Consider the following 26,636-nt stretch of genomic DNA (forward strand, 5'->3'; position numbering starts at 1 on the left):
GAAATTTCGAGCGCCGTACCTACAGCGGCGCTGTGAGTGCCCTTTGATTCGAAAAGGATCGACCGGCATGTATTCTGATCCCGCTTTTATCGGCGGACGGGGGAATGTATGAAATGCGTTCGTTGTATGCTTTCGATTTTTGCGGCGGCACTGTTATTTGCAGGTTGTGCGTCCGCTCCGAAGACGGCGGCCGAAGGAAAGGCGCCTGAAGCGAAACCCGCGCAGACGCCCGAATGGAAGACGTTTCGCGGGAAAGTGACGGCGATAGAAAAATACGGGCACGCCGTCACCGATATCGCGTTTGCCGATATGCAAAAAGCGGGCTATGAACACGGCGATATCGTAACCGTGCGCTTCGACAACGGCTATACGTTCAACGCTCCCGTCGTCGCGAATTACGATGTCGATAAGGGCGCCTTTCTCGTACGCACGAATCACGCAGGCGGCTTTATCGCCGCGTGCATCAATTACGGAAAACTGAACGTAACGGCGAACGTCGGTGTCGGATCCGCACTCACCGTTTCGATGAAACAAAAAGCGGGCTATCGAGAGCAGTACGCGCTGCGCTCCCTTACCGGAACCGATAAAAGGAACGGTTATGCGTCGGATGAAGCCTTTGCCAATTTCAGATGCGTGTCGCTCGGATTGATCGGAAAAAATATTTTATATCGAGGGAGTCACCCTGCGAAAAAGGGCTGGACGCGCGCACCCTATGCGTCCTCTCTTATGGAAAAGGCGAAAATCAAAACGGTCGTCGATATGTCCGATTCCCGAAACGAACTCACGTCCTATCTCGACCCGTCGAATCCTCAATACTCGGCGTATTACGCATCGCTCGATAAAGCGGGCGGCGTCGTGTGCCTCAGTATGAACATGGATTTTACAAGCGATATATTTGCTGCGGGTATTATCGGCGGCTTGCGCTTTATGATCAGCCATGAAGGACCGTATTACCTGCACTGCAACGAAGGAAAGGATCGTACCGGCTTTATCATGATTTTGCTCGAATCGCTCATGGGCGCAAGCAAAGAAGAAGCGATGCGCGATTATATGCAGAGTTATGTCAATTTTTATCATGTGGAAAGAGGCAGCTATAAATACAACGTTATTGCGAAGGCGAATTTCGAGCCGATGTATAAAGCGATCGTCGGAGGCTTGCCGCCTGTAAAAGGCTCGCGGGCATATCTTTCCGCCAACGGTATGACCGACGCGGAAATCGAAGCGCTTGTGCAGCGTCTTCGCTGACGGAATTTTTTAACAAAAAGCGATTTGGTATGATTGAATCTTTCAAAAACGGAACGCTCGTCGTCTATACCGACGGCGGCTGCAGCGGAAATCCCGGACCGGGCGGCTGGGCGTGCGTCATCGTCGACGGTGAAAAAAAAGAAACGATAAGCGGCGGAGAAAAATCGACGACAAATAACCGTATGGAGCTCACTGCCGCGATCGCAGCTCTTTCCGCCGTCGTGCAAAACCCGCAGTACGGCGGACGGCCGGTACATATTTTTTGCGACAGCCAATATGTCAAAAACGGCATTACGTCCTGGATCCGCTCGTGGAAAAAAAACGGCTGGCGCACTGCGGCGAAAAAACCCGTCTTAAACCGCGATTTGTGGGAAAGACTCGACGCTCTTTCCGCATCGCTCGATATTTCGTGGTCGTGGGTAAAAGGACACGCGGGAATCAAATACAACGAACTGTGCGACGAGCTGTGCCAAAAAGAAATCCGCAGACAAAAGAATTGATCTTTGCCGGCGATCGTTAATTAATAATTATTAATTTCGGGGTGTTCCGGCAGCTTTCCCCGTTCAATATTCATCGTGCGCCGGTTCTTTGTCCTTGCTTTGGACACGCTGCATATACGGCGCAATCGCCGCCTCTATTTTTTCTTCGGCGAGCGCGTTCATCATCTGCGACGTCATCGCTTTTGTAAAGTAAAATCTCAGCGTTGCGGACGCTTCAATTTTCGATCGGCCGGAATTGTATTCTTCGTTTTCAGCCGACGGCACGGAAAGTAAAAAGTAGGGGGACCCGTCTTTGAATTCGTATCCGAATTGTACGCGGGACTGCGCGCGGTTATTGATTATCCTTGCAAAGGATCCCCACTGCAGCGAAACCGGGTATTCTCCGTAGATTTTCGTCCGATTGCCTTTTCTGTCGAGCCGTTTATTTTCAAAATCGTCGAAATATCGATTGACGGCCTCGCGAAACATACCGCGGCCGGCTTTATTCAGCAGCACGTGATACATACCGCCGCGGTACCATGCGGCAAAACCCGAAAGCCCCGTTTCGATATTGTAAATGCACAGCGCGTCTTCTTCTTTCAGTGTGCCGAACGCGGTTTTTTGGAATACGCGCGTCATATCGATTTCGATGTCCTGCTGTCCGCCGGTAAAAAAATTCGTAAATGCGTTGCCGCTTTTCGGACGTACGATAGTGCGAGGTGCGTCGTCGTTTTCCTGCCGCTTTATCTCCGTGCCCGAAGAATGTGCGGCATACGGATCCGCTGAAATCGGCGCCGCGGACTTGCACGAAACGCATGCGAGCGTAACGGCCAGCACGAACGGCAATACGATGATATGGGATTGTATTTTTTTCATAAGAACCTCGATGTAATTGGCATTTCCGTAGCTATAGCATAAAAAGCGCGCTGTGTATACGGCAGTTACAACGCACTTGCCGCCAATTGTCGTCGGTGCCTCGCGATCGCACCGTGCATATTGATTATTTTTTATTTTCCACGTCCCAGTCGATTTCGATGGAGCGATGTTCGATGTCCTGAATGCGCCGGTAGGTGAGACAGTCGGCGCGGTGCACGGTGATGCCCCTGTTCCGCGAAATATAACCGACGATCGCATCGGGGTATTTCGGTTTGCAGCACTGCGCGAAGGTGACGAAAAAATTCGTCGAACTTCCGATGCGTATTTTGCCCGTTCCCTGTACCGTGTCGGTGCGTGCTCCCGTCCCCTTTTTGTGCCGCCTTGTTTCCTGAATTTCGCGGGAGGTTGTCGTGTTCGCGGTCTGTGCCGTTTCCGTTTTCGCTTTGTCGGTAAAGGTCGGATCGTGTGCGGTGAGCCACGCGTGGATCTTTTGCCGCGCTTTTGCGGTTTTTACCGCCGCGAGCTGAGAAGCCGTCGGGTGCGCCTGCGGATTCGTGAGGATTTCGATGATCTGCGTATTTTGCAGCGGCTCGACGAGCGGGATGATTTTTCCGTCCGCTTTTGCACCGACGATTTTTTCGCCGATAGCCGAGTGGATGCGGTATGCGAAGTCGATCGCGTTCGAGCCGGCCGGGAGTTGTACGACTTGCCCCTTCGGCGTAAACACATAGATTTCATCGCCGAGCAGATCGTTTTTCAGCGCGCTGAAAAAATTTTCGTTCGAAACGTGACCGTCGCGCAGTTCGCGCAGTTCATTGAAAATGCCGAGGTGTTCGATGTCGACAAAGTCGCGGCTCTTTCCTTTTTTATACAGCCAGTGGCTCGCGATACCGTGTTCGGCCGCTTCGTCCATCGCCTTTGTGCGTATCTGTATTTCAAGCGGCTTTCCGTCACACATAACGGTCGTATGCAGCGAGCGGTAGCCGTTCGCCTTCGGCATCGCAATATAATCTTTAAATCGCCCGTCGAGCGGCTTCCAAAGATTGTGCACGATACCGACGATCGTATAGCATTCCGAGTTTTCGTCGCAGATGATGCGGAGCGCGAGCAGATCGTAGAGCTTGTCGGGCGACACGTTGCGCTTTCTCATCTTTTGATAAATCGAATAAAAATGTTTTGCGCGGCTCGTGACAGCGATACGGATGCCCGCCTTTTGTGCAGCCGAACGGATCTGCTCTACGGCTTTTTCGAGGTAGGCGTTCCGCTCGTCTTTTTTTTGCGCGACGATCGCTTTGATCTGCAAAAACACGTCGGGATTCGTATACTTTAAACTTAAATCTTCGAATTCGTTTTTTTCTTCCTGCATGCCGAGCCTGTCCGCAAGCGGCGCCCAGATGTCGATTATCTCCGCGGCGAGCGAGCGCTGCGCCGCTTCGGGAAGCGTATCGATACAGCGTATCTGATCGAGTTTATCCGCGATTTTAATAAGGATGATTCGCACGTCGTCTACCATCGCGAAGAGCATTTTGCGTACCGCATCCGCCTGCTGTATCGTCGAATGTCCGACGGGCATGTGCATGATCTTCGCCGTACCGTCTATGAGACGTGAAGTGTTTTCATCGAACAATTTGCGGATATCGTCTTTTGCGACGTCGAAATCGTATATCGTGTGGAGCAGTGCCGCGCATATCGATTCTGAATCCATTTTGTTTTGCGCGAGGATATATGCGATGCGGAGCGGATGCAGACAGTACGGAGAGCCGTCGGCTCGGATTTTGCCGCGCGATTTTTCGCAGAGGAGATTCCATGCCGCCTCTATTTTTCGTTTGTCTTCGTCCGAATAAAAATCGAAGGCGCCGAAAAATTCGCCGAGCAGTGCGGCGGTATCGTTCATATCGGCTTTGACGGTGACGGTTCTGCTCATCGCATTATCGTATCAAATCGCCGGTCATGAGGCAAGCATCGTTCTATCGCCTTTGCTCGTATATTCCGTACGGTTTGTATCGTATCGATATTTCGGTTGTTAATAAAATATACCGGAGGTATTGATGAAACGGGTACAGTCTATAATTTTATTAATAATTTTTACTGCAGCGGGTATTTTGACCGGCTGCGGCGCGCGCAAAAACTTTGCCGCAATGAAATACGCAGCCGACAGCGCGCCTATGCGTTCCGGCGACGTCTATGCGGCGGAAGAAAAAGCCGCCGGTACTCTTTCCGATGCCGCGCCGCCTTTGTCCGAAAACCGCAAGCTCATCCGCACGGGAAATATACGTTTTGAAGTTTCGAGCCTTGCCGAAACGAAGGCGGCGGTAGAAGCATGGGCGAAGCGTTTTGACGGTTATGTTTCGGATTTTTCGGAAGACGGCCGCTCGCTCGGTATGACGGTGCACATCCCGTCTTCCGCTTTTGACGATGCGATGTCGTCGTCCGGCACTATCGGCAAAATCGTTTCGAAATCCGCGGACAGTGTCGACGTTACCGACCGCTTTTACGATTTGGATTCGCGTTTGGCAACGCGCCGCGTTTTGCTCGAGCGCTTGCAGTCGTATCTTCGGGAAGCGAAAAATATGAAAGACATGCTCGAAATCGAAACGAAGATAAACGACGTGACGGCCGAAATCGAGCAGATGCAGGGACAGTTCAATCGCTTGTCCGAGCAGATCGATTATTCGGAAATCTATATCGAAGCGAACTTGCCGTACAATCACGCGGAAGACAGAGGCTTTATTTTTCCCGATTTGAAATCTGCGTTTATCGAATTCTGTGAAACCGTCGTCGGATTTTTTTCAAACTTTATATTCGTCGTTTTGTATATAATCATTTTCGGCATACCGATTCTCTGCGTCGTCTTTTTGCTGTATTGGATTTGCTTCGGTAAAATCGGCGTGCTTCGAAAACTGTTTGAAAAGATACGAGCAGGGAAAAAAGAAAAATAAGGCCTTGTAAAAGACCGCCTGTTTTTCAGCCGCATAAACCCGCATTGCTACAAACGGTTTTTTTTGGTAAAATCGCCGTCATAGCGAACGTAACGCTTAATAATTTTTTGTGACGGGAACTTCCGGAAACTGCGGTTTTCGGAAGCAGCCCGATACGTACGGGAGACGGCTATGGCGGAAACGAATCACGAATGCACGCTTGATAAAATCATCAGTTTGTGCAAGCGGCGCGGCTTTGTATATCAATCGAGTGAAATTTACGGCGGACAGGCGGGGGCGTGGGATTACGGTCCGCTCGGCATCGAACTCAAACGCAATATTCAAAACGCGTGGTGGAAAGAGATGACGCAGCTCCACGACGATGTCGTCGGTCTCGACTCTTCGATCTTTATGCATCACACGACGTGGGAAGCGAGCGGACACGTCGCGCATTTTTCCGATCCGATGATCGACTGCACCGAGTGCAAAGCGCGTTTTCGTGCGGATCAGCTCATCGAAGATTTTTGCGCTTCTCACGACGTAAAGCCTGAAAAGGCGGTGGATGCGATGTCGCACGAAGAGATGAAAGCGTTTATCGACGAGCACGCCGTCAACTGCCCCGTATGCGGCAAGCACAGCTATACCGCCGTGCGCGAATTCAATTTGATGTTTAAAACGCATCTCGGCCCCGTCGAAAGCGACACGTCCATCGTATACCTGCGCCCGGAAACCTGTCAGGGCATCTTCGTCGATTTTAAAAATATCGTTCAATCGAACCGAATGAAGATTCCGTTCGGCGTCGCGCAGGTCGGAAAATCGTTCCGCAATGAAATCATCTTTAAGAATTTTATCTTCCGTACCTGCGAATTCGAACAGATGGAAATGGAATATTTTTGCAAGCCGGGAACCGACGACGATGCGTTCGCGTATTGGCGGGAACAACGCTGGAACTTTTACAAGCGCTACGGTATTGCCGAAAAAAATCTTCACTGGAAACACCACGACAAACTCGCGCACTATGCGAAAGACGCCTACGATATCCAATACCGCTTTCCGATTGGTTTCGAAGAGATCGAAGGCATTCACAACCGAACGGATTTCGATCTGTCGCAGCACACCAAGTACAGCGGCAAGGATATGAGCTATATCGATCAGGACGACGGCAACAAACGCTACACTCCGTACGTCATCGAAACGTCCGCCGGATTGAACCGCAACTTTCTCATGTTTTTGTGCGAAGCGTACGAAGAGCAAAACGTCGCGCCCGACGGCGGCGAAGATTACCGCACGGTACTGCATCTTCATCCGCGCCTCGCGCCGGTTACGGTCGCCGTACTCCCGATGATGAAAAAAGACGGACTCGCGGAGATAGCGGCGGACATCCGCAAAGCGCTCAAAGAAGATTTCGTCACAGATTACGATACGAGCGGTACGATCGGCAAACGTTACCGCCGGCAGGATGAGGTCGGCACGCCGTTTTGCGTTACGGTCGATTATCAAACAAAAGACGACGATACCGTGACGATCCGCTTTCGCGATTCGATGGAACAAACGCGCGTCAAGCGAACCGATTTGGTTTCCGAAATTCACAAAGCGATCGCGTCGTATACGCCCGTCATTAGAAATTAATAATCATGTATCGTATCCGTGCGGGCATTTTGCCGGTGCGCTTACGATACATCCGTCACACGGATAAAGTATGGAATACGTTCGGCTCGGTAAAACGAATCTTCTCGCAAGCAGGACGGCCTTCGGTGCCATGTCGTTGAAGCATACGGGAGATGCCGAAACGGCTTCGACTCTCATCCGAAAAGCGTACGAAGCGGGAATCAATTTTTTCGATACGTCGCGCAGCAACGGTGCAAGCGAAAAGCTGCTCGGAGACGCGCTGTATGAAGTGCGGGAAAACGTCATCATTGCGACGAAATCGAAAGCCTCTTCGGGGCAGGAACTGCTTTGCGATTTGGACGAAAGCCTCGATGCGCTGCACTGCGATGCGATCGATCTGTACCAATACGAAACCGAAAATTTTGTCCCGACGGCCGACGGCAAAGACGGCATCTATCAAACGCTCCTTACGATGAAAGCCGCCGGTAAAATCAAACACATAGGAGCCGTAACCGAAGATTTCGATACCGCTTCCGAAATTATTAAAACGGAACTTTACGAAACGATTCAATTCCCGTTCAGCATGATAAGCCCGATCGACACAGCATCTCTCGTCGGGCTGTGCGCGGAGCGCGATATGGGTTTTATCGCGATGCAGCCCTTGTGCGGAGGCGTGCTTTCGAATATTCCGCTCGCCTTCGGCTTTCTCCATCAATACGAAAACGTTTTTCCGCTGTGGGGTGCGGAAACGCTCGAAGAGCTTTCGCAGATTTTGTATTTTAACGACCGCCCGCCGGTCATCGACGAAGCGTTCCAAAGAGATGTCGAAAAGCTGCGTACGTTTTTTAATTAGAAAAACGGCAGACGGATATTTTTAAAAGACAGGTAAGGTGAATTCAAATAAAAAAAACGGGATGCCGACGGCATCCCGTCTGCACTTTTTTCGGCTTACGGACGCACGATGATATCCGCAAGGTTTGCGCACTTTTCCAAATCTTTCGGTAACAGTTCTTCACGCGCTTTATTGACGTATTTCGGATCCTGGAAGCTGTATGTAAACTTCGTATGGATATCGTACGTGCCCTTCATGAGCGCGTATGCGTCTTCGGTCATGACGAGTTCTTCGTCCGTCGGGATGACGAAAATTTTCGTTTTGCTGTCATCGGCGCTGATACATGTTTCCGCGTTTCCGGTAAACGACCATGCGTTTTTTTGCGCATCGATTTTGATACCGATATCGTCCAACCCTTCGAGACTTTTTCCTCGCACGTCCGGAGAGTGTTCTCCGATACCTGCGGTAAAGACGACCGCATCGACGCGGCCGAGCGCTGCTTTATATGCACCGATATATTTTTTAAGACGGTATGCGGACATTTCAATCGACAGGGCGGCGAGCTTGTCACCCGCCGCTGCCGCATTTTCGATATCGCGGCTGTCCGCGTATTTTCCGTTCGTGATACCGAGTAAGCCGCACTGTTTGTTGAGTGCCATATCCATAGCTTCCGCGCTCATGCCTGTTTTGCGCATGATGTAAAAGGGAAGCGCCGCGTCGACGTCGCCGCACCTCGTACCCATGACGAGTCCCTCGAGCGGTGTAATGCCCATAGACGTATCGAAACAGACGCCGCCTTTTACCGCACATACCGACGCACCGTTTCCGAGATGGCAGATTATTAAATTCGTATCTTTCGGCTCTTTGCCGAGCAGCACCGCAGCGCGTTTCGACGTATACATAAACGAGGTGCCGTGAAAACCGTAGCGGCGCGCGTGATATTTTTCGTACCATTCGTGCGGGATAGCATACATATACGATACTTCAGGCATCGTCTGGTGCCATGCGGTATCCATGACGGCGCAGTGCGGAACGTTCGGCAGCACTTTTTGCGCGGCTTCGATACCCATGATATTTGCAGGATTGTGCAGCGGCCCCAAATCCTGCACTTCGCGGAACGTTTCGAGTACGGCCGGCGTGATGATGACCGACTTTGTAAATCTTTCACCGCCGTGGAGCACGCGGTGACCGACAGCTCCGATCGTGCTCATGTCTTTGATAACGCCGACTTTTTCGTCGGTTATTTCTTTCATGATAAGTTCGATCGCTTCTTTGTGCGTCGGGCAGGGGCTTTCGATTTTATATTTGTCGGCTTCGACGCAGTGCGTGATGACCGAACCGGGACGCCCGACGCGTTCTACGATGCCCGTACACAAAACGGCTTTGTCGTCCCAGTCGTAGACTTGGTACTTTGCGGAAGATGAACCGCAGTTAAGCGTTAAAATAACCATAATCGCTTCCTTAATAAAAAATGTGTTTATTATTATAAAAGTATTTGTCGTTCTCCGCAAGGTGCCGCCGCAGCACTCGCGCGCCGGTACCAGGAATTATGCATGAGAAACTTTAATCGTAAAAAAATGACATGTAACGTAAAAATCGACTACACTCCCGGCCGCAGCCCTGCCGTTCACCGCGGCTGACCGTAATCGGAATCGGACTGCGCAAAATTTCTTCGAAATTTTGCTTGCCATCGGTCAGAGCGGCTCGGCGGCATTGCCGCTGCCTTGCGTTCCGCCTTTTTTATTTTATTATACGTCTCTTTCCTGTGTATACATTTTCCATGCGTAAGTCCTACCCCCGATGGCGCGCGCGATACAGGGGCGCCTGCTGCGTTGTCTTTCGCTCAGCGCGTCAGCCCTTCATCAGCGCCGCGTACTTTTCCGCAATACGCTTCGATTTTTCCGCGGCAAGTCCGCGGTAGCGCGCGGGATTTTCGAAAAACGTTTCCGCGTCTGCAACGCCGAGCTTTTTCAGCTGTTCGGTTATTTTATTAAAAGCATCCGTATGACGCTTCAGTACGGTAAAAAACGGTTCTCCCGTCTTTTCGCATTCGAGCGTAATTTTTCTGACGATTTCATGACCGTCGCTCACACCCGCTTCTCCGAGCAAAATATACGCCGGCTCCGCAAGCACTCCGCCCCTTACTCTGCCGCCCGCATTTTCAAGCGTCTTTACCATCGCTTCCGTATCCGCCTGCAAACCGGACACGACTTTTTTCATGCGGCTCACCGCCATCGTAAAGCCCGCGACGTAATCGGCGATAAACCGCTGGCTCGCGCTGTTCGTCAAATCGCGCTGATGTTCCGAAATCTGATCCATGTAAAACGTGATGACGCGCGGACACATCGCTTTCCACAAAGACTTTACGTGCTCGCTGTTCCACGGATTGCGCTTTTGCGGCATCGTACTCGAACCGACTTGCGTCGAACTGAAATACTCGAACACTTCTCCGATCTCCGAACGCTGGAGATTGCGCAAATCGTCGGCGAGATTTGCGATGATGCCGAAAGCGGTATTACATTCGAGCAGCAGGCGTAAAAGGTATTCCGGTTCGACGAGCTGATTCGAATACTCGCTCGCTTCGAGACCGAGAAATGCGAGATAGCGCCGCTCCAAATCTTCCGGATCTTTGACAATCATCGAAAGCCCGTTATACGCGCCGACGGGACCTGCAAGTTTTCCCTTCAGCTGCTTTGCAAGCTCTTCGATTTTAATAATCGATTTTCCGAGCCTCGAAACGAATTCCGCAATTGTCCAACCGAAGGTAATCGGAACGGCATGCTGACCGTGCGTACGCCCGACTTGCGGCGTTTCGGCATCGCGCAGCGCGATATCGCAGAGCGCCTTTTCGAGCGCTTTCAGTTCGGGCAGGGTTACGTTTTGCATAACGTCTCGCATGCGAAGTGCAAGCGCAGTATCAAGTATGTCGACGCTCGTCGCACCCAAGTGAACGAAGGGCGCGATTTCACTCGGAACCGTCCGCTTCATCACGTTGACGAGCGCGCGGATATTGTGCTGCGTCTTTTCTTCTTCAGCGTACACTTCTTCGGGATCGACGGCATTTGCCGCCGCATCGATCGCCCGCTCGATTTCACGTGTAAGTGCGCCTCGCACTTCGAAATGCGCTTTTACGAGAGCTGCTTCGGCTTTTGCGCACGAGCGCACCGCCGCCTCTTCGGAAATGCAGCGCGCGAGTTTATCGTATACGTCTTTTTCGGAAATCGAATAACGGTGATCCAGCGGCGAAATATTTTCAAAAACGGAACGGGTTTGCATACGGAAAGTATGCAGGAAAAACCGAAAACTTGCAATGCGCTTCCGCTTCGAATTTATTTTAATAAAATTACAGAGGGGGAAGTCTCCCCCTCGCTCCCGCCCTCATCACGCCGCAAGCGAAAAATCATCTTTTACGCCTGCTCCGTTCATGCGGTCGTCCGCTGCCCCCTCTGCGGGGACACCCCGCAACGCCCCGTGCGCTTCGGGGGCGTTTTTATCAATGTGCGGAAGACGGTGAGCGCGTTATATTGATGTTGCCGCTTTCGGTTTTTACTTTGATCGATGCTTCCCCGTTTTTATACTGCGCGGAACCGCTTCCTTTTGTATCGGTATTCGTAAACGCGTCTTTGACTTTGCCGTCGGGTGCTGTGTATTCGAGCGAATAGCCGTCGTTTTCCGGCAGCGCAATGTTGACCGAACCGCTCCCGCATTCAAACGACGCTTCGCTCATCATGGTTTTCGCGCTGAAATTGATCCCACCTTTTTGCGATGCCGCGTCGATATAATCGCACGAACCGCTGTAGTTTATCCGTCCTTTTGTCGTCGCTATGTGTGCGCTTTTTGCGTCGGTGTCGCCGCATACGATCATACCCGTTTCGCTTGCGAGAGAAAGCGCCGTAAACGAACACACATCGAATACGATTTTACCGCCTGAGGTTTTTACGTCGAACACGCCGCATGTAAAGCCGCTTACGCTGACCGCGCCGCTCGTCGTTTTGACCGAAATAAAAAAATTATTAATTTCGATCGGCATCGTACGCGGTACTTTTATATCGATCTCCGTGCGGTCGAGCATCGTGTGTTCCTGCCTGTCTTCGGCGATGATGACGGCGTTGTCTTTGAGGATGGCGTAGGGTCTGTCGTTTTGCTTACGGTCTGACACGATCGCAAGCTCGATGCGCCCTTCGTCCCATTGAGAAAATTTCAAATCGCACGAAGATACGTCCGCTTTGATTTCGGATATTCTGTCCGATTGAAAAAATACCGTTTCGGTTTTCGCTTTTTCTTTACCGCGTTCTGCCGGCTTTTCCGTTTTGCCGCCGTCCGAACGGCTGATCAGCAGTATTTCCGCGCCGACGGCGAGGACGAGCGTTACGATTATCGCGACAGCCGTCTTTGCATTGTGATCCATACAGCTTCCTGTTTTCTATATTTATATTTCCGATGCGGTTGCCCTATGTGTCGGCATTCGGTATTATTGTAGTGTAAATGTATGAAAAAGACAAATGCAATGCGCATTCTTGAAAGCGCGCACATTCCGTATGAGACGGCTTCGTACGACGGTGACGGAGAACACGAACTCGGACGAGGAGCTGCCGAAACGCTCGCAAAAAAGCTCGGCATCGATCCGAAACTTGTATTTAAAACGATCGTCATGCGCACGGAAACGAAAGATCTGTGCGTATTTTGTGAAAGCGCCATACACGAAATCAATTTGAAAAAAGCGCGGACGGCCGCAGGTGCAAAAGAAATCGACCCGGTAAAGCCCGACGAACTTTTGCAGTTGACCGGCTATGTGCGCGGCGGCTGTTCGCCTCTCGGCATGAAGCGAAAATATCGAACCTTTATAGACAGGTGCGCGCTCGATTGCGAAAAAATCTACATCAGCGCGGGCGTGCGCGGAGAGCAGATCGTCATCAAACCGGAAGATTTGATAAAAGCCTGCGATGCACTCGTATGCGATTTGGCGCTGTAAAATCCGCTTGTATGATTTATACGGTTTGTGCGAGCAGAGCGGAAATCGAAAAAGCCCTGTCGCCGAATTTTTCTATATGCCGCACGAGATCGATATACAATAATTCGGATGCCACATCCGCACCGTTTTCGAGCCGCTTTTGCGCTTTCTTTTTGAGCGTTCTGCGGAACGAATCGATTTGATCTTCTATTTCCTTTGCAAATGTGAGCTTTTCGGCGTCGAGATGTTTATTTGCATTGATACGGATAAACTGCAAAAATTCCCGCGCGAGTTCGATATAAGGAATGAGGTCGTCCAAATCTTCCTGCAAAAACGACATTTTTTTTACGATACTTTTTTGTAACAGCATTGCGATGCTTAAGCAGTCGTCCGTCATACTCTCCAGCTCATCGACGATCTGCAGCATGATCGACAGATTGTTAAGTTGATTTTCGCTGACCGGAAGGTGTTCGCATTGCACGATGTAGTGTGAAAGTCGTACGTGCATTTGATCGACGTAATTTTCCGCCTGCACGAGCGGGGCAACGTGTTCATCGATAAATGCCTGCGAACGGTTTTTAATCCCCGATTGGATGCGGTCGAACATATCCGATACGATATCGGTCATGTCCGCGATTTCTTTTTCTACCCTGATGATCCCGGCGAGCGCGCTGCCTTTCGTATGTGCCGACAGCGGTTCGAGCCGATAGTCGCTCAGCGCATCGGATGCTTTCGGTTTAATAATTTTTTCCGTACCGGACGCGATGTATTTTATAAACGGAAGGAATATGAGCGCGGTAATGACATTGAATGCCGTATGCATCATCGCGATGTGATACGTGATATCGCTTTCGACAGGACCGGGAACGATAAAGTCGACAAATGCGAGCAGCGGATGAAAAAATATAAGCGAAAGGACGGCACCGGCAACGTTGAACATGACATGAACGAAACACGCGCGGCGGGCGTTTACTTTCGTACCGAATGCTGCAAGGATCGAATCGATTGTAGAGCCGACGTTGCTGCCGATAACCATAGCGCACGAAGTTTCCCACGTGAGCAAGCGATTGTATGCCATTGTCAAAATGATTGCGGTCAGTGCGCTCGATGAATGTAAAATCGCCGTAAGCACGACGCCCGCAATAGCCGCGAGCGCGATCGACAGAATGCCGGAGCTTTGAAATTTTGTTATAAAAGAAAGCAGCCCCGTATCGCGTACGGTGATCGTACCGGAAAGCATGGAAAGCCCGACGAACAAAAGTGCGAATCCCATAATCGCTTCGCCGATATTCTGTGCTCTAAGTTTTTTCAGCGCGGTAAGCAAAAAGCCGAATCCGAAAATCGGAATCGCAAATGTCGCGATATTAAAATTAAAACCGAATAATGCTACGATCCATGCAGTGATCGTCGTACCGATATTTGCACCCAAGATGACACCGACTGACTGCGTCAGCGTGATGAGTCCCGCATTTACGAACGAAACGATCATGACCGTCGTCGCACCCGACGATTGAATTATCATCGTCACGATCATACCGGTGAGAAGCGCAATGAATCGGTTGCCGGTCATAAAGCCGAGGACGCTTTGAAGTTTTTCTCCCGCACTCTTTTGAATGCCGCCGCTCATAAGCTTCATGCCGTACAAAAGGAATCCGAGGCTGCCGATGAGCTGCGCAAGTGTCCGTATACCGTTCACGCTTATATCATATATCGATTATACGTTCTTTTCAAGAAAATACAAATCCGCTATACTTCGAACAAGGGTTTGACGGGGAAATATGAAAGTCGATATGGCGAATAAAAGAGTCGGGAAACTTCAATTTTTGAAAAACTCGAAATTCGTACGGAAGGTTATCGTAATCGCACTATGTGTCCTTTTGTTTTCGTGCGGCGGCAAAACGAAGCCGGGTGCGGCAATGACTGAAGGAAAGGCGCTTCCCGTTTCCGCTGCGGGAGAAGACGCGGCGAGCCTTAAATTGCCGACGCAGCTGTGGCACTTTTCCGATGAAGCCGTGTGCATATTTTTCGGTTACGGTTATAACGATGCCGCCTTTGTCGCTTCGATGACGGAAACTTTGTCGGCAAAATACGGAGTGGCTTCGGACGGCGGTCTTGTTTTACCGATAGTTTTCCCCGATGACTTTAAGCGAGGTTCCCGTTCCGTTGCTGCGGAGCTCCCGCTTCTTGTCGGCGAAAAAAAATTACGCGGTCTCATCCTGCTCGGTGCGCCGGAAAATACGCATTTCGGCGTCGCTCACCTGCAGGATAAATACGACGGCGTCATTCCGTTTCCCGTGTTTTCTTTTTTTTCACAGGACGACGTATCGGGTACGGAAGGCACTGCGGATATCGTGCTCGATAAAGCGCAGGACGCCGGCATCGACGGAATTATTAAAAACGAATCGGAACAGACTTTCGTAAAAGAAGTGCCGGATTTTATTCGCCGCTCCGTCGATTTTATGCTTTCGGTCGACGGCCGGCTTGCAAAAGACAACGACCTGTTCACATATCTGAAAAAAATCGTCGGAAAAGCGAAGCTGCGCCGTTACGTCGATCCCGAATCGGGTTTGCAGTCCGTCAACCATTTCATTTTGAGTGATTGATTTTCATGATTACGCTCAAACAGACGGAGCGTCATCTGCTCGGCGCAAAGCGTGATATCGATTCTCTTGCAAAAAAAGAAAGTGCGCGCATTCTCGTTCTTTCCGATTCTCACGGGCAGCGTGAACTTTTCCGCCTCATCGTTGAAAAGGCCGGCCCCTCGTGCGATGCCCTCGTTTTTTGCGGCGACGGTGCGGGCGATTTCGTTTCGTGTATGGACGATGCGGCGAGCGACGAAGCATTTGCCGAGCTCGTGCCGCCGGTTGCGGCCTTTGTCGAAGGCAACGGAGACGCCGACAGGTTTCCCGTGCGCTTTAATCCCGCAGGTAAAAAATCGTCCGACGTTTTTTATGAATTGATCATTCCCAAGCGGCAGATTTTACTGGCGGCCGGTCACGTGATCTATGCGGTGCACGGTCACGAACAGGGCGCGTATTACGGAACGGATGCACTCGAACGCGAGTGCGAAGCTGCCGGCGCCGACATCGCGCTCTACGGGCACACGCATATTGCGGCCGAAATTCGCCGGAGCGTCTACATCGTAAACCCCGGAAGCATTTCCTATCCGCGATCTCTCACGCCTCCGTCGTTTGCCGTTCTCGAACTCGACGGAAAAAACAGCAACGCCGTTTTTTACCGCATCGACGCGCATCTCGACGGTATACGCTTTACGCCGTTTACACCGAAAAAGACGTCGCTGTGGATCTAGGCCGGAGAAGCTGCGGGTATATAGGTATTAGCGGATAATGGCGCTTCGGCTGCATTCCGTTTTCGTTGTTCGGCCGGTGCTCCTAAAGTTGTAAAGTAAAATTGAAAATCGATAAATTAAAAAAAGCCCAGGTAATCCACGGCACGCCGCACATCCGACTACCGCTGCTGCATTCCTGCTCTGACGGGGTTTGCCGGCGTTCGGCTGCATGGCACCTGGGCATAGCGGAAAGAGGGGGATTCGAACCCCCGGTGCCTTTTGGGCACGCACGCCTTCCAAGCGTGTACCTTAAACCACTCGGACATCTTTCCTAAAACATTTTCAGTATGAAGATAAATCGATGAATAATAAAAGCGATTTCTGCTCGGCGCTCGTTCCGGTTCGAATCCCAACGATATCTACGATACACGCTGACCGGAAAGAGGGGGATTCGCCTTGCGCTCGCAAGCATCCCTGTCTGCTCGCTTCAGGCGCCTGCACTCGCTTCCGCCCGCATCCGGCGGGCTCATCCTCGCCCCTGCTCGGCGCTCGTTCCGGTTCGAATCCCCTAACGTTTCCACAACATCCGTTAAGCGGAAAGAGGGGGATTCGAACCCCCGGAACCCAAAAGGGTTCAACGGTTTTCGAGACCGTCCGGATCGACCACTCTCGCATCTTTCCTTACGCGGCTATAAGCCGTACGAGACTAACACGATTCGAACGTGCGACCCCCACCTCCGCAGGGTGGTGCTCTAATCCAGCTGAGCTATAGTCTCAAAAAAATAACAATACGGAAGCGACAGGAGTCGAACCTGCCCAGCCCTTACGGAACTGACGGATTAGCAATCCGTTGTATTACCGCTCTACCACGCTTCCGATTCGTCCGCCGGCGCCGTAAACGATGTACGAGCGATGCCCATTGAAAACCGATGCGATAAAAATCACAGGCGATTTTGCTGTCCGGAGCGAGAGGGATTCGAACCCCCGGAGGATTGCTCCTCAATAGTTTTCAAGACTACCTCCATCGACCGCTCGGACATCGCTCCAAAAGACGTAGCATAAGCATATCAAATTATCGCTTTTTGTGTCAAGTATAGGATTGCGCCGTAAACGAGATAATCGGAACTTGTTGATTTACACATAATAGAGTATATTTACGGCATGAGAAAAACCGATTTTATGCTCGGCGCATTGCTTGCACTCGTTGCACTCATGATGATCATTGCGCCGGAACAATGTATAAAAGTCGCCGTCGTCGCACTGGGTATCGAAGCCGTTGTCAACGGTATTTTTAACTTGATCAAAATACGGCAGCTTGTCGACGATAAATCTTTTCAGCTTACGGTCATCGTCCGAAGCGTTATCAGTATCGTTATCGGTATTCTCGCCGTCTTTTTGCCGCTGCGCTTTGCAGAAGCCATGTGGACGATTATGCTCTACGTGCTTGCAGCCTATCTCCTCGCGTCAGCCTTTCTCGAACTGTATATGCTCGCGAAACTCCGCGACACGAATATAGAACGCCGGCGCTACATGCTCGAAGTGATCATATCGCTTGTCGGTGCAATCGTATTGTTTATCGTGCCTCAGCAGATAGGGCTCGTCCTTGTGCGCATTCTCGGAGTTTTGCTCCTTGCCGTCAGCGCCGGCTATATGCTTTTCGAATGGCACGACCGCCCGATCGTCGTCGATGAAGTCGAAGTCGTGGACGATGTTCAGCCTCCCGTTTCCGATACGCCTCCCGCGGGTAACGCGGAAAATCGCCGTACGGGGGAATAAAAATCTTGCGGCCGAGAAGCGATTTGAATTATTTAATTCGATGTTTGTCCGTGTAAGAAGAATACGGATATCGAATCAGGTTTTGTTAAAATTAATTTTATTAATTATTAAAGAGGAAGTGTATGGCTCACTGTGTTGTTCCCGAAGCGGAAGCGATTCTCGATAAAGAATATCCCGTGCTCGACAAGGGTTTTGTCCGCCTTGTCGATTATTTCGGCGGAGACGCGCGGATCGTTCAGGCGGCGCGCGTTTCGTACGGAGAAGGAACGAAGACGGTTTCGCAGGACGGCGCGCTCATCGATTATCTTTTGCGCCACGAACACACTTCTCCCTTCGAACAGGTTGTGATGACTTTTCACCTTAAAATGCCGATCTTCGTCGCGCGTCAATGGGTACGCCACCGCACGGGCAGGATGAACGAAGTGTCCGGCCGTTATTCGATCATGAAAGACGAGTTCTACGTTCCCTCCGATGAAAACATCGCACCGCAGAGTAAGGATAACAAACAGGGTAGGGCGGTCGAACCCTTTTCGAAAGACGAAGCCGAAAGTATCCGAGCGGCGCTCGAAGAGGGACAAAAGGCTTCCTACGAAACGTATACGAAACTCCTCGATGCGTCTCTTGCACGGGAAATCGCTCGCATCGATTTGCCGCTTGCGCTCTATACCGAATTCTATTGGCAAATGGATTTGCACAATCTCTTTCGCTTTTTAAAATTGCGACTCGACGGACACGCGCAGTATGAAATCCGCGAATATGCGAAAGTTATCCTTGCGCTGTGCCGCACGGTCGCACCTCTTGCAACGGGATCCTTTATCAATCACATAAACGAAGGCGTGCGCTTTTCGGGCGAAGAGATGGAAGCGCTGCGAAAAATACTTTCCGGAGAACAAAATCCGCTCGAAGGAAAAAAGCGCGAACGTTTCGAAGAAAAACTGCGGACGGGAGTGCAGCTGTAGCGTGCCGGCAAAAGCGGTTTTTATTCGTGTGAAGTGTTCAATGTCGCGTCATGCGCTGCGTTGCGGTATGCTTACTTTTTTACGACGACGATGTTCCGCTCCGCATCTTTCATAAACGGCACGTGCACTTCGAGAGCCGTATAATCGGCGATGACCGAACGTATCGCGTCCATTTCGTTTTCGATATTAGTTTTTTTCGCTTTATATGCGGCAAGATATCCGCCTTTTTTTATAAGCGATAAAAGCGTTTTTGCAAAGCGGGCGTCGAGGGGTTTCAGCGCGCGGAACACTGCTATGTCAAAACTTTCACGCGGAATTTTTTCGGCCTCCGATTTTTGTACGGTAAGGTTTTGCAAACCGAGCATTGCGGCGCAGTTTTCGAGAAAGGCGCATCGTCTGTCCATGCGTTCGACGAGCGTAAAGCGAAATTGCGGAAAGACGACGGCAAGCGGAATGCCCGGCAGTCCTCCTCCCGAACCGATATCGCCGATGATGATATCGCCGCTGCGGGTGACGCCGATACCGTCTTCGCTTCGTATGTCCGCCGCAAGCGAGTTGATAATATCGTGTGCGGCGAGACTGTCAAATACGTGACGAATTGCGAGCTCTTCGAAGTCGCTCGTGTTGACGAGATTGTACGCGGAATTAAACAGCTGCAATTCTTTTATGTACATGCCGAGCTTTTGCGCGAAAAGCGGAATCGAATCCCGTGCAAAGCCGAGCTCGGAAAGCCCTTCGTTCAGTATGTCGCTCATTGCTGTTTCGCGCTTCCGATGTCGATGAGCAAATCCGCACGGCAATTCTGATCGGATGTGCGCAACGAAACGAGGTTGCCGGTTTTTACCGCACTTAAATTACCGAGAGAAGCAAGCCGATACATGACCGAATTCGTATTCGTATAATCCTGTACGACGGAGCATTCCACTTTATACTGCGTCGAAAATCCCGCGTTTCCTGCCGGCCGAAAGAGTAAGTAAAACGTTTCCATCCGCTTTTGCCCGTTTGCCGTATACGTTCTGTCGCCCGTCAGCAAAAACGTGCCGTCTTTCCCGACGTCGCTGAAATACACGGTGCGGCACGAAGAGAGGACATCACAGCCGTTTATGATAAAACGCAGTATGCCGGGGCGTGCGGAAGAGGCGGGGGGCTGCTCTTCGTTCGATTTTACCGCTTCGGCATTTTGTTTTTTTACGTTGTCAAGTTCCGAAAGTATTTTTTCGAGCATCGCATTCGATGAAGACGGCAGTGCCGTATCGGAAGGGATTCCGCCTGACGATAGACCGCCCTGCAAAAGAGCACCGGTTCCCGACGAACCGAGCAGCGAATAAAAATTGTTAAGGAGACCTTTTTTTGCAAGCGCCGTCAAATCGGCGGCCGAAACGGCGGACTGATTTTTCGAGCCGTTTGCATTCGCCTGTCCGGTACTTTGCACTTTGCCGTTCGGTATCCGTTGCCCTTGATGTACGGAGGACATCGTGTTTGCGCCGGCGCTTTCTGCACGTGCGGTATTTTGTGCGCCGTCTTTTGCCGTGCTTTCGGTTTGAGCCGCATTTCGGGAGCCGGTTTGCGAATCGTTCGTCTGCTGCTGTGCGGCGGTATTTCGGTCGGGCGTATAATGAGGAGCGCTCATCGAAGGAACGCTCAGTGTCGGCATCGAAGGAGGAGTCGGCATAACAGGCGCCGTTACGGGAGTGTTCTGTTTTGCGCTTCCGGACGATGTTCCGTTTTGCGCCGAAAGCGGCATCAGCGTCAATATCGCTGCCGAAACGAAAGCCGTCCGCATGATCTTACATATTTTCAATTGCCGCCTCCACGAATTCGAGCCGCTTTTGCAGCTGTTCTATCGCGCGTTCTATGCGTTTTTTTTCTTTTTCGAGTTTCGTTTTTTTATCGTCGGCATCGTCCGAGCTTTTGCGCCGCATAAGGGCGCGCACGCTGTCGGGGCTTCCTCCGTGCAAAAGCTGTTTTTCCGCAGCGCTTCTGTCGTCGGGATTTTTGAGCGATGCGACGAATTTCATATTGTCGTAGCCGAGGGCGGGATTGACGTTTTCCATGCCGAGCTTTCGGATATCGCGTGCGGAATTGCGCGGAAGACAAAGCACGCGGTCGATGTAATCTTCATAGCGGATATTGGCTTTTTCACAGAGATCGTAGGCTTTTGCGAGGAGCCGTCCGAACGCTTGCATGAGCTCGCCGTTTTTTTCAAGGTAATTTTTGCGGATCTCTTCGGTGAGTTTTTCGAGCTCCGGCGAGCTTTGAATGTTCAGCACGTAGTAACCCTTTTTTTCGGCGATAATCAACAATTCGTTGAACTTCGCCCAAAACGCCTGCGTGTGCACCCTCGCGTTCGGGAGCGCCGTGTCGCCCATTGTCGCAAGCGCTTCTTCGGTGAGCAGGTGATGCGCGTATTCGTGGACGGCGGTATAGATCATTTCGTTATCGGTTTTAAAATTTTTATTGTGCAAAATAATTTCATGCGTATCGGGTTTATACAAACCGTTGACGCGGCGGCTCTCTTTTCCCGATTGAATAACTGTAAAGTCGAGCTTCGTATCTTGAATGTCGAGGAGGAGCTCTTTGATTTTTGCATTGTCCATACGTTAAGTATAATGAAATCCGCTTTATTAAAAAAGCGCATAGGGTAATTTCTTTTTCGGTTTTTTGCGTTCGGTTTTCCGCCATCCGTTTCAGGGACGCGCAAGACCCTTTTTTCGTAAATTGTACCGATGGATGTATTTACCTTTATGCGTTATAATAACGTTGTAAGGTTTTAAGTATTTTAGGGATATAAAATGAAGATGAACGATATTTCCTTGCGTTCCGTTTTTATCCGCACGAAAATTTCCCCTTTGTTCGCCGAAGTCGTACATTCGGCGGAAAGTTCCGATTTATTTTGCCTTACCGTCTCCGGCGATGATTTTTTTGTCTCCGAATCGGACCCGCTTTATGCGCCGTACAATCAGCGAGAAGGCTGTAAAAAAAGTTTTCATCTTTCGGAATATATTTTTATATCGAATAGTAAAAAATTATTTTTCGATGTGAATCTTTTTTACGGCGCATCGATCGCACATATTTGGTATACGGCTTCGAGTGCGGCGGATTTTTTCGCTCCGTACCGAGATTCGGACGGCGGTATGCTTTGCTTTTATCGTCCCGATTTTGTCATTGAAATGAAAGACGGCTGTTTTTACATTGTAGAAATTACGGACGGCCGAACGGCAAACGATCGCATCGTACAGGCGAAAAAGAAATACATTGAAAAAAATAATATTTCCCCAAACGGTGCTTACCTATCCTATGTAAGCGTTCCGCTTCGTCTCGCCGATATGCCGTTTGAAGATTTTATTCGTGCCGCGCCTTGATATGACGGGGCATTTACACCGGCGGCAATTCGTTCATCAGGCTTCCGACGGCATCGATCAATTTCGGCGGCGTCAAATTGTACGCGCGCGCAAAGCGTTGAGATGCGATGCCGTGCGCGAGGACTGCAGTAACGGCCGCGTCTTCGGCATCGTATTGCTGGGCGAGCAGCGCGCAGACGAGGCCTGCGAGCACGTCGCCGCTTCCGGCTTTTGCAAGGCTTTGATTTCCTTCGACGCTTACGAAGACGCCGCGTTCCGATGCGATCACCGTATTTGCGCCTTTGAGTACGAGTACGATATGCGGAAAGCGTTCGGAAAATTTTTTGACGATTTCGATTCTGTCGTCCGCAAGCTCTCCGATAGTATAGTCTCCGAGCGCACACAACTTCAAAAGCGATTGAAATTCTTTCGGATGAGGAGTCAGTATAACCCTCGTGCTGCGCTTCGAGAGCACATCGAGCAGTTTTCCGATATCGCCGTAATAAAAAGAATCGGCATCGAGCACGATACCGGCACCTTTGTACGCTTCGAGCTTTGCGCATAGGTTTTGAAAGGCTTCCGTCCGACCGCGCCCGAATCCGCTTCCGAGTAAAATCGCAGTCGTGTCTTTCGGAAAGGATTGTGCGATCATCAAATCCGGCGGCAATTTAAATCGCGCAGCAGCTCCCGTTTCCGTTTCGACGATTGTTGCAAGTCCTGCACCGAAACCGAGCGCCGCTTGTCCTGCGATAATCGCAGCTCCGGCTTTTTCTCCCGCGGCGATCGCAGCGTGTCCGAAGTTTCCTTTGTGTACCGATTTTTTTGCCCGCACGGGAAGTCGCATATCGTCCGCTTCGAGAAGGTATAGGTCGGCTGCGGCATCCTCTTCAAATACGAGAGCGCTTACGCCGATACCGTATTTTTTAATAATTCCGCAAAAGTCTTTCGCCGCGTCTCCGAAATACGCCGCTTTGAGTGCACCCATCGAAACCGTCAGGTCGGCATCGAACGCGAGCGGTCTGTGTTTGTATTCGGTCGAAACCGCACCGCGCTTGTCTATGCCGCTCGGTATGTCGCACGCAATGCGGAAACACGGAGCGTTATTGATTGTATCGATGAGGACGGAAAGGTCGGGCATGAGCGTTCCGCGGAAACCGGTGCCGTATAAACAGTCGACGACGAGAGCGCATGATGAAAGCTGCTTGAAAAATGCCGAACGGCTTACGAGTTTTACACCGACTGCAAGCGCCGCATCCCGCTCCCGTTTGCAGTTTTCCGTTTTCGCGTCACAAGCGCTATACACCGCAACGGGGATATCGCCTGCGATCCTGCGGGCGAGCGCGTAACCGTCGGCACCGTTGTTACCGCTTCCGCACACGATAAGCACGTCGTTCGAAGATACTGTCCCGCGATGTGCCGCACTTGATGTGCTCGGCCGTTCCGTTCGATACACCGGCCGTTTTTCGTAAGCCCGTACGGCATTTCGATCATAGAGGGCTTTCCGTACTTCACTTTCAAGCGCGCTTGCCGCATTTTCGATCATCACGTCTTCGGTGATGCCGAAAACTTTATGCATGCGCTTTTCAAGCTCTTTTACATCGATAAAAACCTTTTGCATATTCGCACTCCCGCAAGCCGGCGGCACCGATTATATTATTAATCAATAATCACTCTGAAAAATCGTCTTGCACTCATTTTTGCTTTTTAAAAATCGTCGGATCGGAAAAATCGTGACCGTCTTTGTCGGTCGGTATATGCGAACAGCGAATCGTAAGCGTGCCGTTTCCTTCGTCGAGCGAATATAAAATCCGCCACGTCTTTCCGTCGTCGGATTCGCTTTTTGAGTAGCCCGTATCCGTCCCCGATTTTTCGACGGTAAAAACGATGAGCGACCGGGTTGCCGAATACGTTCCGCTCCAATATCGCGTATCGAGCGCCGCCCTTTGCATGACCGTCATCATTTTATCCTGTTTGATTTCGACAGTCGTCACGGCGCTTGTACCTTCGTAAACCCACGTTCCGTAGTATTTCGGCGTAAGCGCATTCTGCATATCTTCGCCGATTTTTTTGCCGGTTTCATCCATCGCTTTGCCGAACGATTTGAAAGCGTCGGCGGATTTTTTACCGAATTCTTTCCACTCCTGCTTTACGGAAGAGTTCTTGTCCGAATCGGCGGCGGACGGCAAAACAACGGCAAGCAGCGGTACCGCGATTATGATTTTAATAATTCTCGATAAGCGCATAATTACCTCCCATGCATCCTTTTTGTTTATTTAAAAAACAGCAATCCTGCTATACCGAGCGGAATGAGGTAGCACGCAAACCATCCGAGCTTTCCCTTTTTAATAATTTTCATAAGGAGGGAAAGAGATGCGTAACCGACAACGAAAGAGGCTGCGCACCCGACGAGGATCGGAAGCGCTCCGATTGATTCCGACATTTTGTCGAAATCTTTGAGCTCGAGTATAAAAGCGCCGAGAATCGCCGGAATCGAAACGATAAACGAAAACTCTCCCGCATCCGCTCTCCCGATGCCTGAAAGCAGTCCGCCTGCTATCGTCGAACCGCTCCTCGAAATGCCCGGCAGCGTTCCGATACCTTGAGCCGCTCCGACGATGAGCGCCTGCTTCCACGAAATGCCGTCCGATTTTTCTACGTTTTCTCTCTTTTTGCCTGCATATTGCGATATAAGCAAAATGAGCGCAGTGACGATAAAGAGCGCGCATACGAATCGTATAGAAAGAGAGGGGAGCATTTTTTCCGCAGCGACGCCGATGACACCCGTAACGAGCGTTGCGACGATGACGGCTGCGACCGTTTTGCGGGAAGCTTCGTCGCTTTTTGTCAAAGCGCTTTCACCCGAAACGCCCGAAACGAGGGGGCGGCGCGCGATCATCCGTGCGAACGCGCAAAAGAGTTTCAAAATATCGTGTCTGAAATAAAGTACGACTGCGGCGAGCGTTGCGAGGTGAAGAAATACGTCGAATAAAAGCGGCACGTCGCCGAGCGAAAACAGATACTGCGCCACGGCGAGATGTCCGGAAGACGAAACGGGTAAAAATTCCGTTAGGCCCTGAAGTACGCCGAGCAAAAGGCTTTGTAAAATCGTCATAAATCCATCATAGCAAAAGAGCGGAAAGATGTCATGAGCGATATGCGGCGATACGGAGCTGCGGGGATTGCAGCTCCGCTGAAAAATAAGTACCTTACAGTACTTGCTCTCCGTCAAGATAGACGCGGGAAACCGACAAGCCTTTTTCGTCTTTTTCGAAGCAGACGAAATTTGCTCTGCAGCCCCGTGTCGTTTTGACTTTTTTTTCACAGCCGTAAAATGCCGCAGGAATTTCCGACGCTTTCATCCATGCATCTTTTAACGAGCAAATACCGCTTTTGACAAGATGCTCCACGCCGTGCCGGATACTTTGCGCGGAGCCGGCAAGAAGACGCGGTTCGCTCATCATACAAAGCCGTCCGTTCGACTGGAGCAGGACATTTCCGCCGATCGGCGTTTCGTATGTTCCCGGCTGTAATCCGCCGAACTGCGTGCTGTCGCTGATAATAAAAGACCGCGGACCTTTTACGGCAAAAACCGTTTTCAACACCGATTCGGGAAGATGAAATCCGTCGGCAATACAGGAAAGCGTCAAACCGTCGTTGCTTAATTCTTCCCACAAAAAATTCGGATGACGGGGCACCGTGACGGGAACTCCGTTTCCGAAGTGTGTGACAAGACTCGCTCCGCTTGCAACGGCTTCGGCTATTTGTTCTTCGCTTGCCATCGTATGTCCTACGGATACGACAACGCCGAGCTCACTGACTTTTGAAATAAAAGAATACGTGTCTCCTCCCCATTCGGGCGAGAGGGTAAGAGCCGATATTTTTCCTTCCGCAGCATCATACCATCTCTTAAACATATCGAAGTCGGGCGCTCTGATATAGCGTTTGTCGTGCGCACCTGAAGCTCCGTCTTTCGGGGAGATAAAGGGACCTTCAATATGAATGCCCTGTGTCATTTTTTTTGCCAACGGATTGCGATGTGTAAAAGAAACAATCTCTTTGCAGCGCTTCAGAATTTTTTCGGGATCGGCGGTGATAACGGTCGGACAAATCAGTCCGCAGCCTTCTTTCAATAAAGCGTACAGCGCTTTTTCATAGGCTTCTTCCGTCAATTCGTCGGTCGTGTTGAAGTCAATGCCGTTGAAGCCGTTAATTTGAGTATCGAACAGTACGGGTGCGATGTTCGGATACGTTACGGAATTTTCCGGATCCGTTTTTTCCGCCGAAATAAAAATACCGTTTTCAATTTGGAGCTTTACCAGCGTATCGGTGCCGTACATCCATCCGGTAAAAATCATAAAGATA

The 26,636-nt window shown here is 50.7% G+C and carries 24 protein-coding genes, 5 tRNA genes and 1 other RNA gene; 11 read left to right on the plus strand and 19 right to left on the minus strand.

Annotation, left to right across the window (positions count from 1 at the left end):
* Positions 1 to 108 precede the first annotated feature (108 nt).
* Together HRI97_RS01330 and rnhA are read left to right on the plus strand one after the other, a co-directional pair.
* Entirely contained in the window at positions 109 to 1,245 is a 1,137-nt protein-coding gene (locus HRI97_RS01330) for a tyrosine-protein phosphatase (RefSeq protein ID WP_253726151.1), read from the plus strand.
* A gap of 29 nt (positions 1,246 to 1,274) precedes the next feature.
* Positions 1,275 to 1,745, plus strand: a complete 471-nt coding sequence (gene rnhA, locus HRI97_RS01335) for a ribonuclease HI (protein WP_253726152.1) — start codon at positions 1,275 to 1,277, stop codon at positions 1,743 to 1,745.
* A gap of 63 nt (positions 1,746 to 1,808) precedes the next feature.
* On the opposite strand, the gene HRI97_RS01340 is transcribed toward rnhA, so the two are convergent.
* Entirely contained in the window at positions 1,809 to 2,600 is a 792-nt protein-coding gene (locus HRI97_RS01340; RefSeq protein ID WP_253726153.1) for a hypothetical protein, read from the minus strand.
* 124 nt (positions 2,601 to 2,724) lie between these two features.
* Positions 2,725 to 4,524, minus strand: coding sequence for a RelA/SpoT family protein (locus HRI97_RS01345; RefSeq protein WP_253726154.1), 1,800 nt, complete (start codon positions 4,522 to 4,524; stop codon positions 2,725 to 2,727).
* A gap of 124 nt (positions 4,525 to 4,648) precedes the next feature.
* Here HRI97_RS01345 and HRI97_RS01350 point away from each other — a divergent pair, with 124 nt between their 5' ends.
* The 3 genes from HRI97_RS01350 (at position 4,649) to HRI97_RS01360 (ending at position 7,979) form a co-directional block, all read left to right on the plus strand.
* Positions 4,649 to 5,539: a DUF4349 domain-containing protein gene (locus HRI97_RS01350; protein WP_253726155.1), complete on the plus strand. Its 891-nt coding sequence runs from the start codon at positions 4,649 to 4,651 to the stop codon at positions 5,537 to 5,539.
* Between the two features lie 171 nt (positions 5,540 to 5,710).
* Complete coding sequence (locus HRI97_RS01355) at positions 5,711 to 7,147, plus strand: glycine--tRNA ligase (RefSeq protein ID WP_253726156.1); 1,437 nt, start codon at positions 5,711 to 5,713, stop codon at positions 7,145 to 7,147.
* A gap of 70 nt (positions 7,148 to 7,217) precedes the next feature.
* Positions 7,218 to 7,979, plus strand: coding sequence for an aldo/keto reductase (locus HRI97_RS01360; RefSeq protein WP_180487044.1), 762 nt, complete (start codon positions 7,218 to 7,220; stop codon positions 7,977 to 7,979).
* 95 nt (positions 7,980 to 8,074) lie between these two features.
* On the opposite strand, the gene HRI97_RS01365 is transcribed toward HRI97_RS01360, so the two are convergent.
* The 3 genes from HRI97_RS01365 to HRI97_RS01375 all read right to left on the minus strand — a co-directional run bounded on the left by HRI97_RS01365 (position 8,075) and on the right by HRI97_RS01375 (position 12,366).
* Entirely contained in the window at positions 8,075 to 9,409 is a 1,335-nt protein-coding gene (locus HRI97_RS01365) for an acetate kinase (RefSeq protein ID WP_180487042.1), read from the minus strand.
* Positions 9,410 to 9,809: 400 nt separating this feature from the next.
* Positions 9,810 to 11,234, minus strand: coding sequence for a lyase family protein (locus HRI97_RS01370; RefSeq protein ID WP_253726157.1), 1,425 nt, complete (start codon positions 11,232 to 11,234; stop codon positions 9,810 to 9,812).
* Positions 11,235 to 11,451: 217 nt separating this feature from the next.
* Positions 11,452 to 12,366 carry a DUF4097 family beta strand repeat-containing protein gene (locus HRI97_RS01375; protein ID WP_253726158.1) on the minus strand — a complete coding sequence of 305 codons (915 nt, stop codon included), beginning with the start codon at positions 12,364 to 12,366 and terminating at the stop codon, positions 11,452 to 11,454.
* Positions 12,367 to 12,447: 81 nt separating this feature from the next.
* On the opposite strand from HRI97_RS01375, the gene ybaK reads away from it, so the two are divergent.
* Complete coding sequence (gene ybaK / locus HRI97_RS01380; RefSeq protein WP_253726159.1) at positions 12,448 to 12,930, plus strand: Cys-tRNA(Pro) deacylase; 483 nt, start codon at positions 12,448 to 12,450, stop codon at positions 12,928 to 12,930.
* Positions 12,931 to 12,946: 16 nt separating this feature from the next.
* Here ybaK and HRI97_RS01385 read toward each other — a convergent pair whose 3' ends face one another.
* The gene (locus HRI97_RS01385; RefSeq protein WP_253726160.1) at positions 12,947 to 14,605 is read right to left on the minus strand and encodes a Na/Pi cotransporter family protein; all 1,659 of its coding nucleotides are present in this window, start codon (positions 14,603 to 14,605) and stop codon (positions 12,947 to 12,949) included.
* 82 nt (positions 14,606 to 14,687) lie between these two features.
* Between HRI97_RS01385 and HRI97_RS01390 the strand changes: the two genes are divergently transcribed.
* On the plus strand, positions 14,688 to 15,512 hold the full coding sequence (locus HRI97_RS01390) for a hypothetical protein (RefSeq protein WP_253726161.1): 825 nt from the start codon (positions 14,688 to 14,690) through the stop codon (positions 15,510 to 15,512).
* A gap of 5 nt (positions 15,513 to 15,517) precedes the next feature.
* Positions 15,518 to 16,219, plus strand: a complete 702-nt coding sequence (locus tag HRI97_RS01395; protein WP_253726162.1) for a YfcE family phosphodiesterase — start codon at positions 15,518 to 15,520, stop codon at positions 16,217 to 16,219.
* Between the two features lie 122 nt (positions 16,220 to 16,341).
* On the opposite strand, the gene ffs is transcribed toward HRI97_RS01395, so the two are convergent.
* From ffs to HRI97_RS01425, 6 genes are all read right to left on the minus strand, one after another.
* Positions 16,342 to 16,440: signal recognition particle sRNA small type (ffs, locus tag HRI97_RS01400), an RNA gene on the minus strand.
* Between the two features lie 4 nt (positions 16,441 to 16,444).
* Positions 16,445 to 16,530: transfer RNA gene (locus HRI97_RS01405), tRNA-Ser, on the minus strand.
* A gap of 262 nt (positions 16,531 to 16,792) precedes the next feature.
* Positions 16,793 to 16,879 (minus strand) — tRNA-Ser (locus HRI97_RS01410).
* Between the two features lie 20 nt (positions 16,880 to 16,899).
* A tRNA-Arg gene (locus tag HRI97_RS01415) sits at positions 16,900 to 16,974 on the minus strand.
* Between the two features lie 15 nt (positions 16,975 to 16,989).
* Positions 16,990 to 17,074, minus strand: a tRNA-Ser gene (locus HRI97_RS01420).
* 85 nt (positions 17,075 to 17,159) lie between these two features.
* Positions 17,160 to 17,244 (minus strand) — tRNA-Ser (locus tag HRI97_RS01425).
* Between the two features lie 115 nt (positions 17,245 to 17,359).
* Between HRI97_RS01425 and HRI97_RS01430 the strand changes: the two genes are divergently transcribed.
* Together HRI97_RS01430 and thyX are read left to right on the plus strand one after the other, a co-directional pair.
* The gene (locus tag HRI97_RS01430) at positions 17,360 to 17,974 is read left to right on the plus strand and encodes a DUF308 domain-containing protein (RefSeq protein ID WP_253726163.1); all 615 of its coding nucleotides are present in this window, start codon (positions 17,360 to 17,362) and stop codon (positions 17,972 to 17,974) included.
* A gap of 122 nt (positions 17,975 to 18,096) precedes the next feature.
* A complete protein-coding gene (gene thyX, locus HRI97_RS01435; RefSeq protein WP_253726164.1) occupies positions 18,097 to 18,933 on the plus strand; it encodes an FAD-dependent thymidylate synthase in 837 nt (278 codons plus the stop codon).
* A gap of 71 nt (positions 18,934 to 19,004) precedes the next feature.
* Here the strand turns inward: thyX and rsmG are convergent, their stop codons facing one another.
* Genes rsmG through HRI97_RS01450 form a run of 3 tightly spaced genes read right to left on the minus strand, consistent with a single transcriptional unit; the run spans position 19,005 to position 21,530 of the window.
* Positions 19,005 to 19,688, minus strand: a complete 684-nt coding sequence (gene rsmG, locus HRI97_RS01440) for a 16S rRNA (guanine(527)-N(7))-methyltransferase RsmG (RefSeq protein WP_253726165.1) — start codon at positions 19,686 to 19,688, stop codon at positions 19,005 to 19,007.
* Complete coding sequence (locus tag HRI97_RS01445; RefSeq protein ID WP_253726166.1) at positions 19,685 to 20,734, minus strand: hypothetical protein; 1,050 nt, start codon at positions 20,732 to 20,734, stop codon at positions 19,685 to 19,687. Before HRI97_RS01445 ends, rsmG begins: the two co-directional genes overlap by 4 nt.
* A complete protein-coding gene (locus HRI97_RS01450; protein ID WP_253726167.1) occupies positions 20,721 to 21,530 on the minus strand; it encodes a hypothetical protein in 810 nt (269 codons plus the stop codon). Before HRI97_RS01450 ends, HRI97_RS01445 begins: the two co-directional genes overlap by 14 nt.
* 201 nt (positions 21,531 to 21,731) lie before the next feature.
* Here HRI97_RS01450 and HRI97_RS01455 point away from each other — a divergent pair, with 201 nt between their 5' ends.
* Positions 21,732 to 22,295 carry a hypothetical protein gene (locus tag HRI97_RS01455; RefSeq protein ID WP_253726168.1) on the plus strand — a complete coding sequence of 188 codons (564 nt, stop codon included), beginning with the start codon at positions 21,732 to 21,734 and terminating at the stop codon, positions 22,293 to 22,295.
* A 13-nt stretch (positions 22,296 to 22,308) separates the two neighbouring features.
* Here the strand turns inward: HRI97_RS01455 and HRI97_RS01460 are convergent, their stop codons facing one another.
* The 4 genes from HRI97_RS01460 to HRI97_RS01475 form a co-directional block, all read right to left on the minus strand.
* Complete coding sequence (locus HRI97_RS01460) at positions 22,309 to 23,892, minus strand: NAD(P)H-hydrate dehydratase (RefSeq protein WP_253726169.1); 1,584 nt, start codon at positions 23,890 to 23,892, stop codon at positions 22,309 to 22,311.
* A 73-nt stretch (positions 23,893 to 23,965) separates the two neighbouring features.
* The gene (locus tag HRI97_RS01465; RefSeq protein ID WP_253726170.1) at positions 23,966 to 24,517 is read right to left on the minus strand and encodes a hypothetical protein; all 552 of its coding nucleotides are present in this window, start codon (positions 24,515 to 24,517) and stop codon (positions 23,966 to 23,968) included.
* A gap of 26 nt (positions 24,518 to 24,543) precedes the next feature.
* Positions 24,544 to 25,386: an undecaprenyl-diphosphate phosphatase gene (locus HRI97_RS01470; RefSeq protein ID WP_253726171.1), complete on the minus strand. Its 843-nt coding sequence runs from the start codon at positions 25,384 to 25,386 to the stop codon at positions 24,544 to 24,546.
* Positions 25,387 to 25,480: 94 nt separating this feature from the next.
* Positions 25,481 to 26,629: an N-acetylglucosamine-6-phosphate deacetylase gene (locus tag HRI97_RS01475; protein WP_253726172.1), complete on the minus strand. Its 1,149-nt coding sequence runs from the start codon at positions 26,627 to 26,629 to the stop codon at positions 25,481 to 25,483.
* Between the last annotated feature and the right edge of the window lie 7 nt (positions 26,630 to 26,636).

It is taken from the genome of Treponema socranskii subsp. buccale, from assembly GCF_024181585.1.
Taxonomy (GTDB): domain Bacteria; phylum Spirochaetota; class Spirochaetia; order Treponematales; family Treponemataceae; genus Treponema_D; species Treponema_D buccale.

What these genes read in the sequence shown, in the direction of transcription:
- HRI97_RS01330 (WP_253726151.1), top strand. Translation starts at nt 109, where the DNA reads ATGAAATGCGTTCGTTGTATGCTTTCGATTTTTGCGGCGGCACTGTTA.
- rnhA (WP_253726152.1), top strand. Translation starts at nt 1,275, where the DNA reads ATGATTGAATCTTTCAAAAACGGAACGCTCGTCGTCTATACCGACGGC.
- HRI97_RS01340 (WP_253726153.1), bottom strand. Translation starts at nt 2,600, where the DNA reads ATGAAAAAAATACAATCCCATATCATCGTATTGCCGTTCGTGCTGGCC.
- HRI97_RS01345 (WP_253726154.1), bottom strand. Translation starts at nt 4,524, where the DNA reads ATGAGCAGAACCGTCACCGTCAAAGCCGATATGAACGATACCGCCGCA.
- HRI97_RS01350 (WP_253726155.1), top strand. Translation starts at nt 4,649, where the DNA reads ATGAAACGGGTACAGTCTATAATTTTATTAATAATTTTTACTGCAGCG.
- HRI97_RS01355 (WP_253726156.1), top strand. Translation starts at nt 5,711, where the DNA reads ATGGCGGAAACGAATCACGAATGCACGCTTGATAAAATCATCAGTTTG.
- HRI97_RS01360 (WP_180487044.1), top strand. Translation starts at nt 7,218, where the DNA reads ATGGAATACGTTCGGCTCGGTAAAACGAATCTTCTCGCAAGCAGGACG.
- HRI97_RS01365 (WP_180487042.1), bottom strand. Translation starts at nt 9,409, where the DNA reads ATGGTTATTTTAACGCTTAACTGCGGTTCATCTTCCGCAAAGTACCAA.
- HRI97_RS01370 (WP_253726157.1), bottom strand. Translation starts at nt 11,234, where the DNA reads ATGCAAACCCGTTCCGTTTTTGAAAATATTTCGCCGCTGGATCACCGT.
- HRI97_RS01375 (WP_253726158.1), bottom strand. Translation starts at nt 12,366, where the DNA reads ATGGATCACAATGCAAAGACGGCTGTCGCGATAATCGTAACGCTCGTC.
- ybaK (WP_253726159.1), top strand. Translation starts at nt 12,448, where the DNA reads ATGAAAAAGACAAATGCAATGCGCATTCTTGAAAGCGCGCACATTCCG.
- HRI97_RS01390 (WP_253726161.1), top strand. Translation starts at nt 14,688, where the DNA reads ATGAAAGTCGATATGGCGAATAAAAGAGTCGGGAAACTTCAATTTTTG.
- HRI97_RS01395 (WP_253726162.1), top strand. Translation starts at nt 15,518, where the DNA reads ATGATTACGCTCAAACAGACGGAGCGTCATCTGCTCGGCGCAAAGCGT.
- HRI97_RS01430 (WP_253726163.1), top strand. Translation starts at nt 17,360, where the DNA reads ATGAGAAAAACCGATTTTATGCTCGGCGCATTGCTTGCACTCGTTGCA.
- thyX (WP_253726164.1), top strand. Translation starts at nt 18,097, where the DNA reads ATGGCTCACTGTGTTGTTCCCGAAGCGGAAGCGATTCTCGATAAAGAA.
- rsmG (WP_253726165.1), bottom strand. Translation starts at nt 19,688, where the DNA reads ATGAGCGACATACTGAACGAAGGGCTTTCCGAGCTCGGCTTTGCACGG.
- HRI97_RS01450 (WP_253726167.1), bottom strand. Translation starts at nt 21,530, where the DNA reads ATGGACAATGCAAAAATCAAAGAGCTCCTCCTCGACATTCAAGATACG.
- HRI97_RS01455 (WP_253726168.1), top strand. Translation starts at nt 21,732, where the DNA reads ATGAACGATATTTCCTTGCGTTCCGTTTTTATCCGCACGAAAATTTCC.
- HRI97_RS01460 (WP_253726169.1), bottom strand. Translation starts at nt 23,892, where the DNA reads ATGCAAAAGGTTTTTATCGATGTAAAAGAGCTTGAAAAGCGCATGCAT.
- HRI97_RS01465 (WP_253726170.1), bottom strand. Translation starts at nt 24,517, where the DNA reads ATGCGCTTATCGAGAATTATTAAAATCATAATCGCGGTACCGCTGCTT.
- HRI97_RS01470 (WP_253726171.1), bottom strand. Translation starts at nt 25,386, where the DNA reads ATGACGATTTTACAAAGCCTTTTGCTCGGCGTACTTCAGGGCCTAACG.
- HRI97_RS01475 (WP_253726172.1), bottom strand. Translation starts at nt 26,629, where the DNA reads ATGATTTTTACCGGATGGATGTACGGCACCGATACGCTGGTAAAGCTC.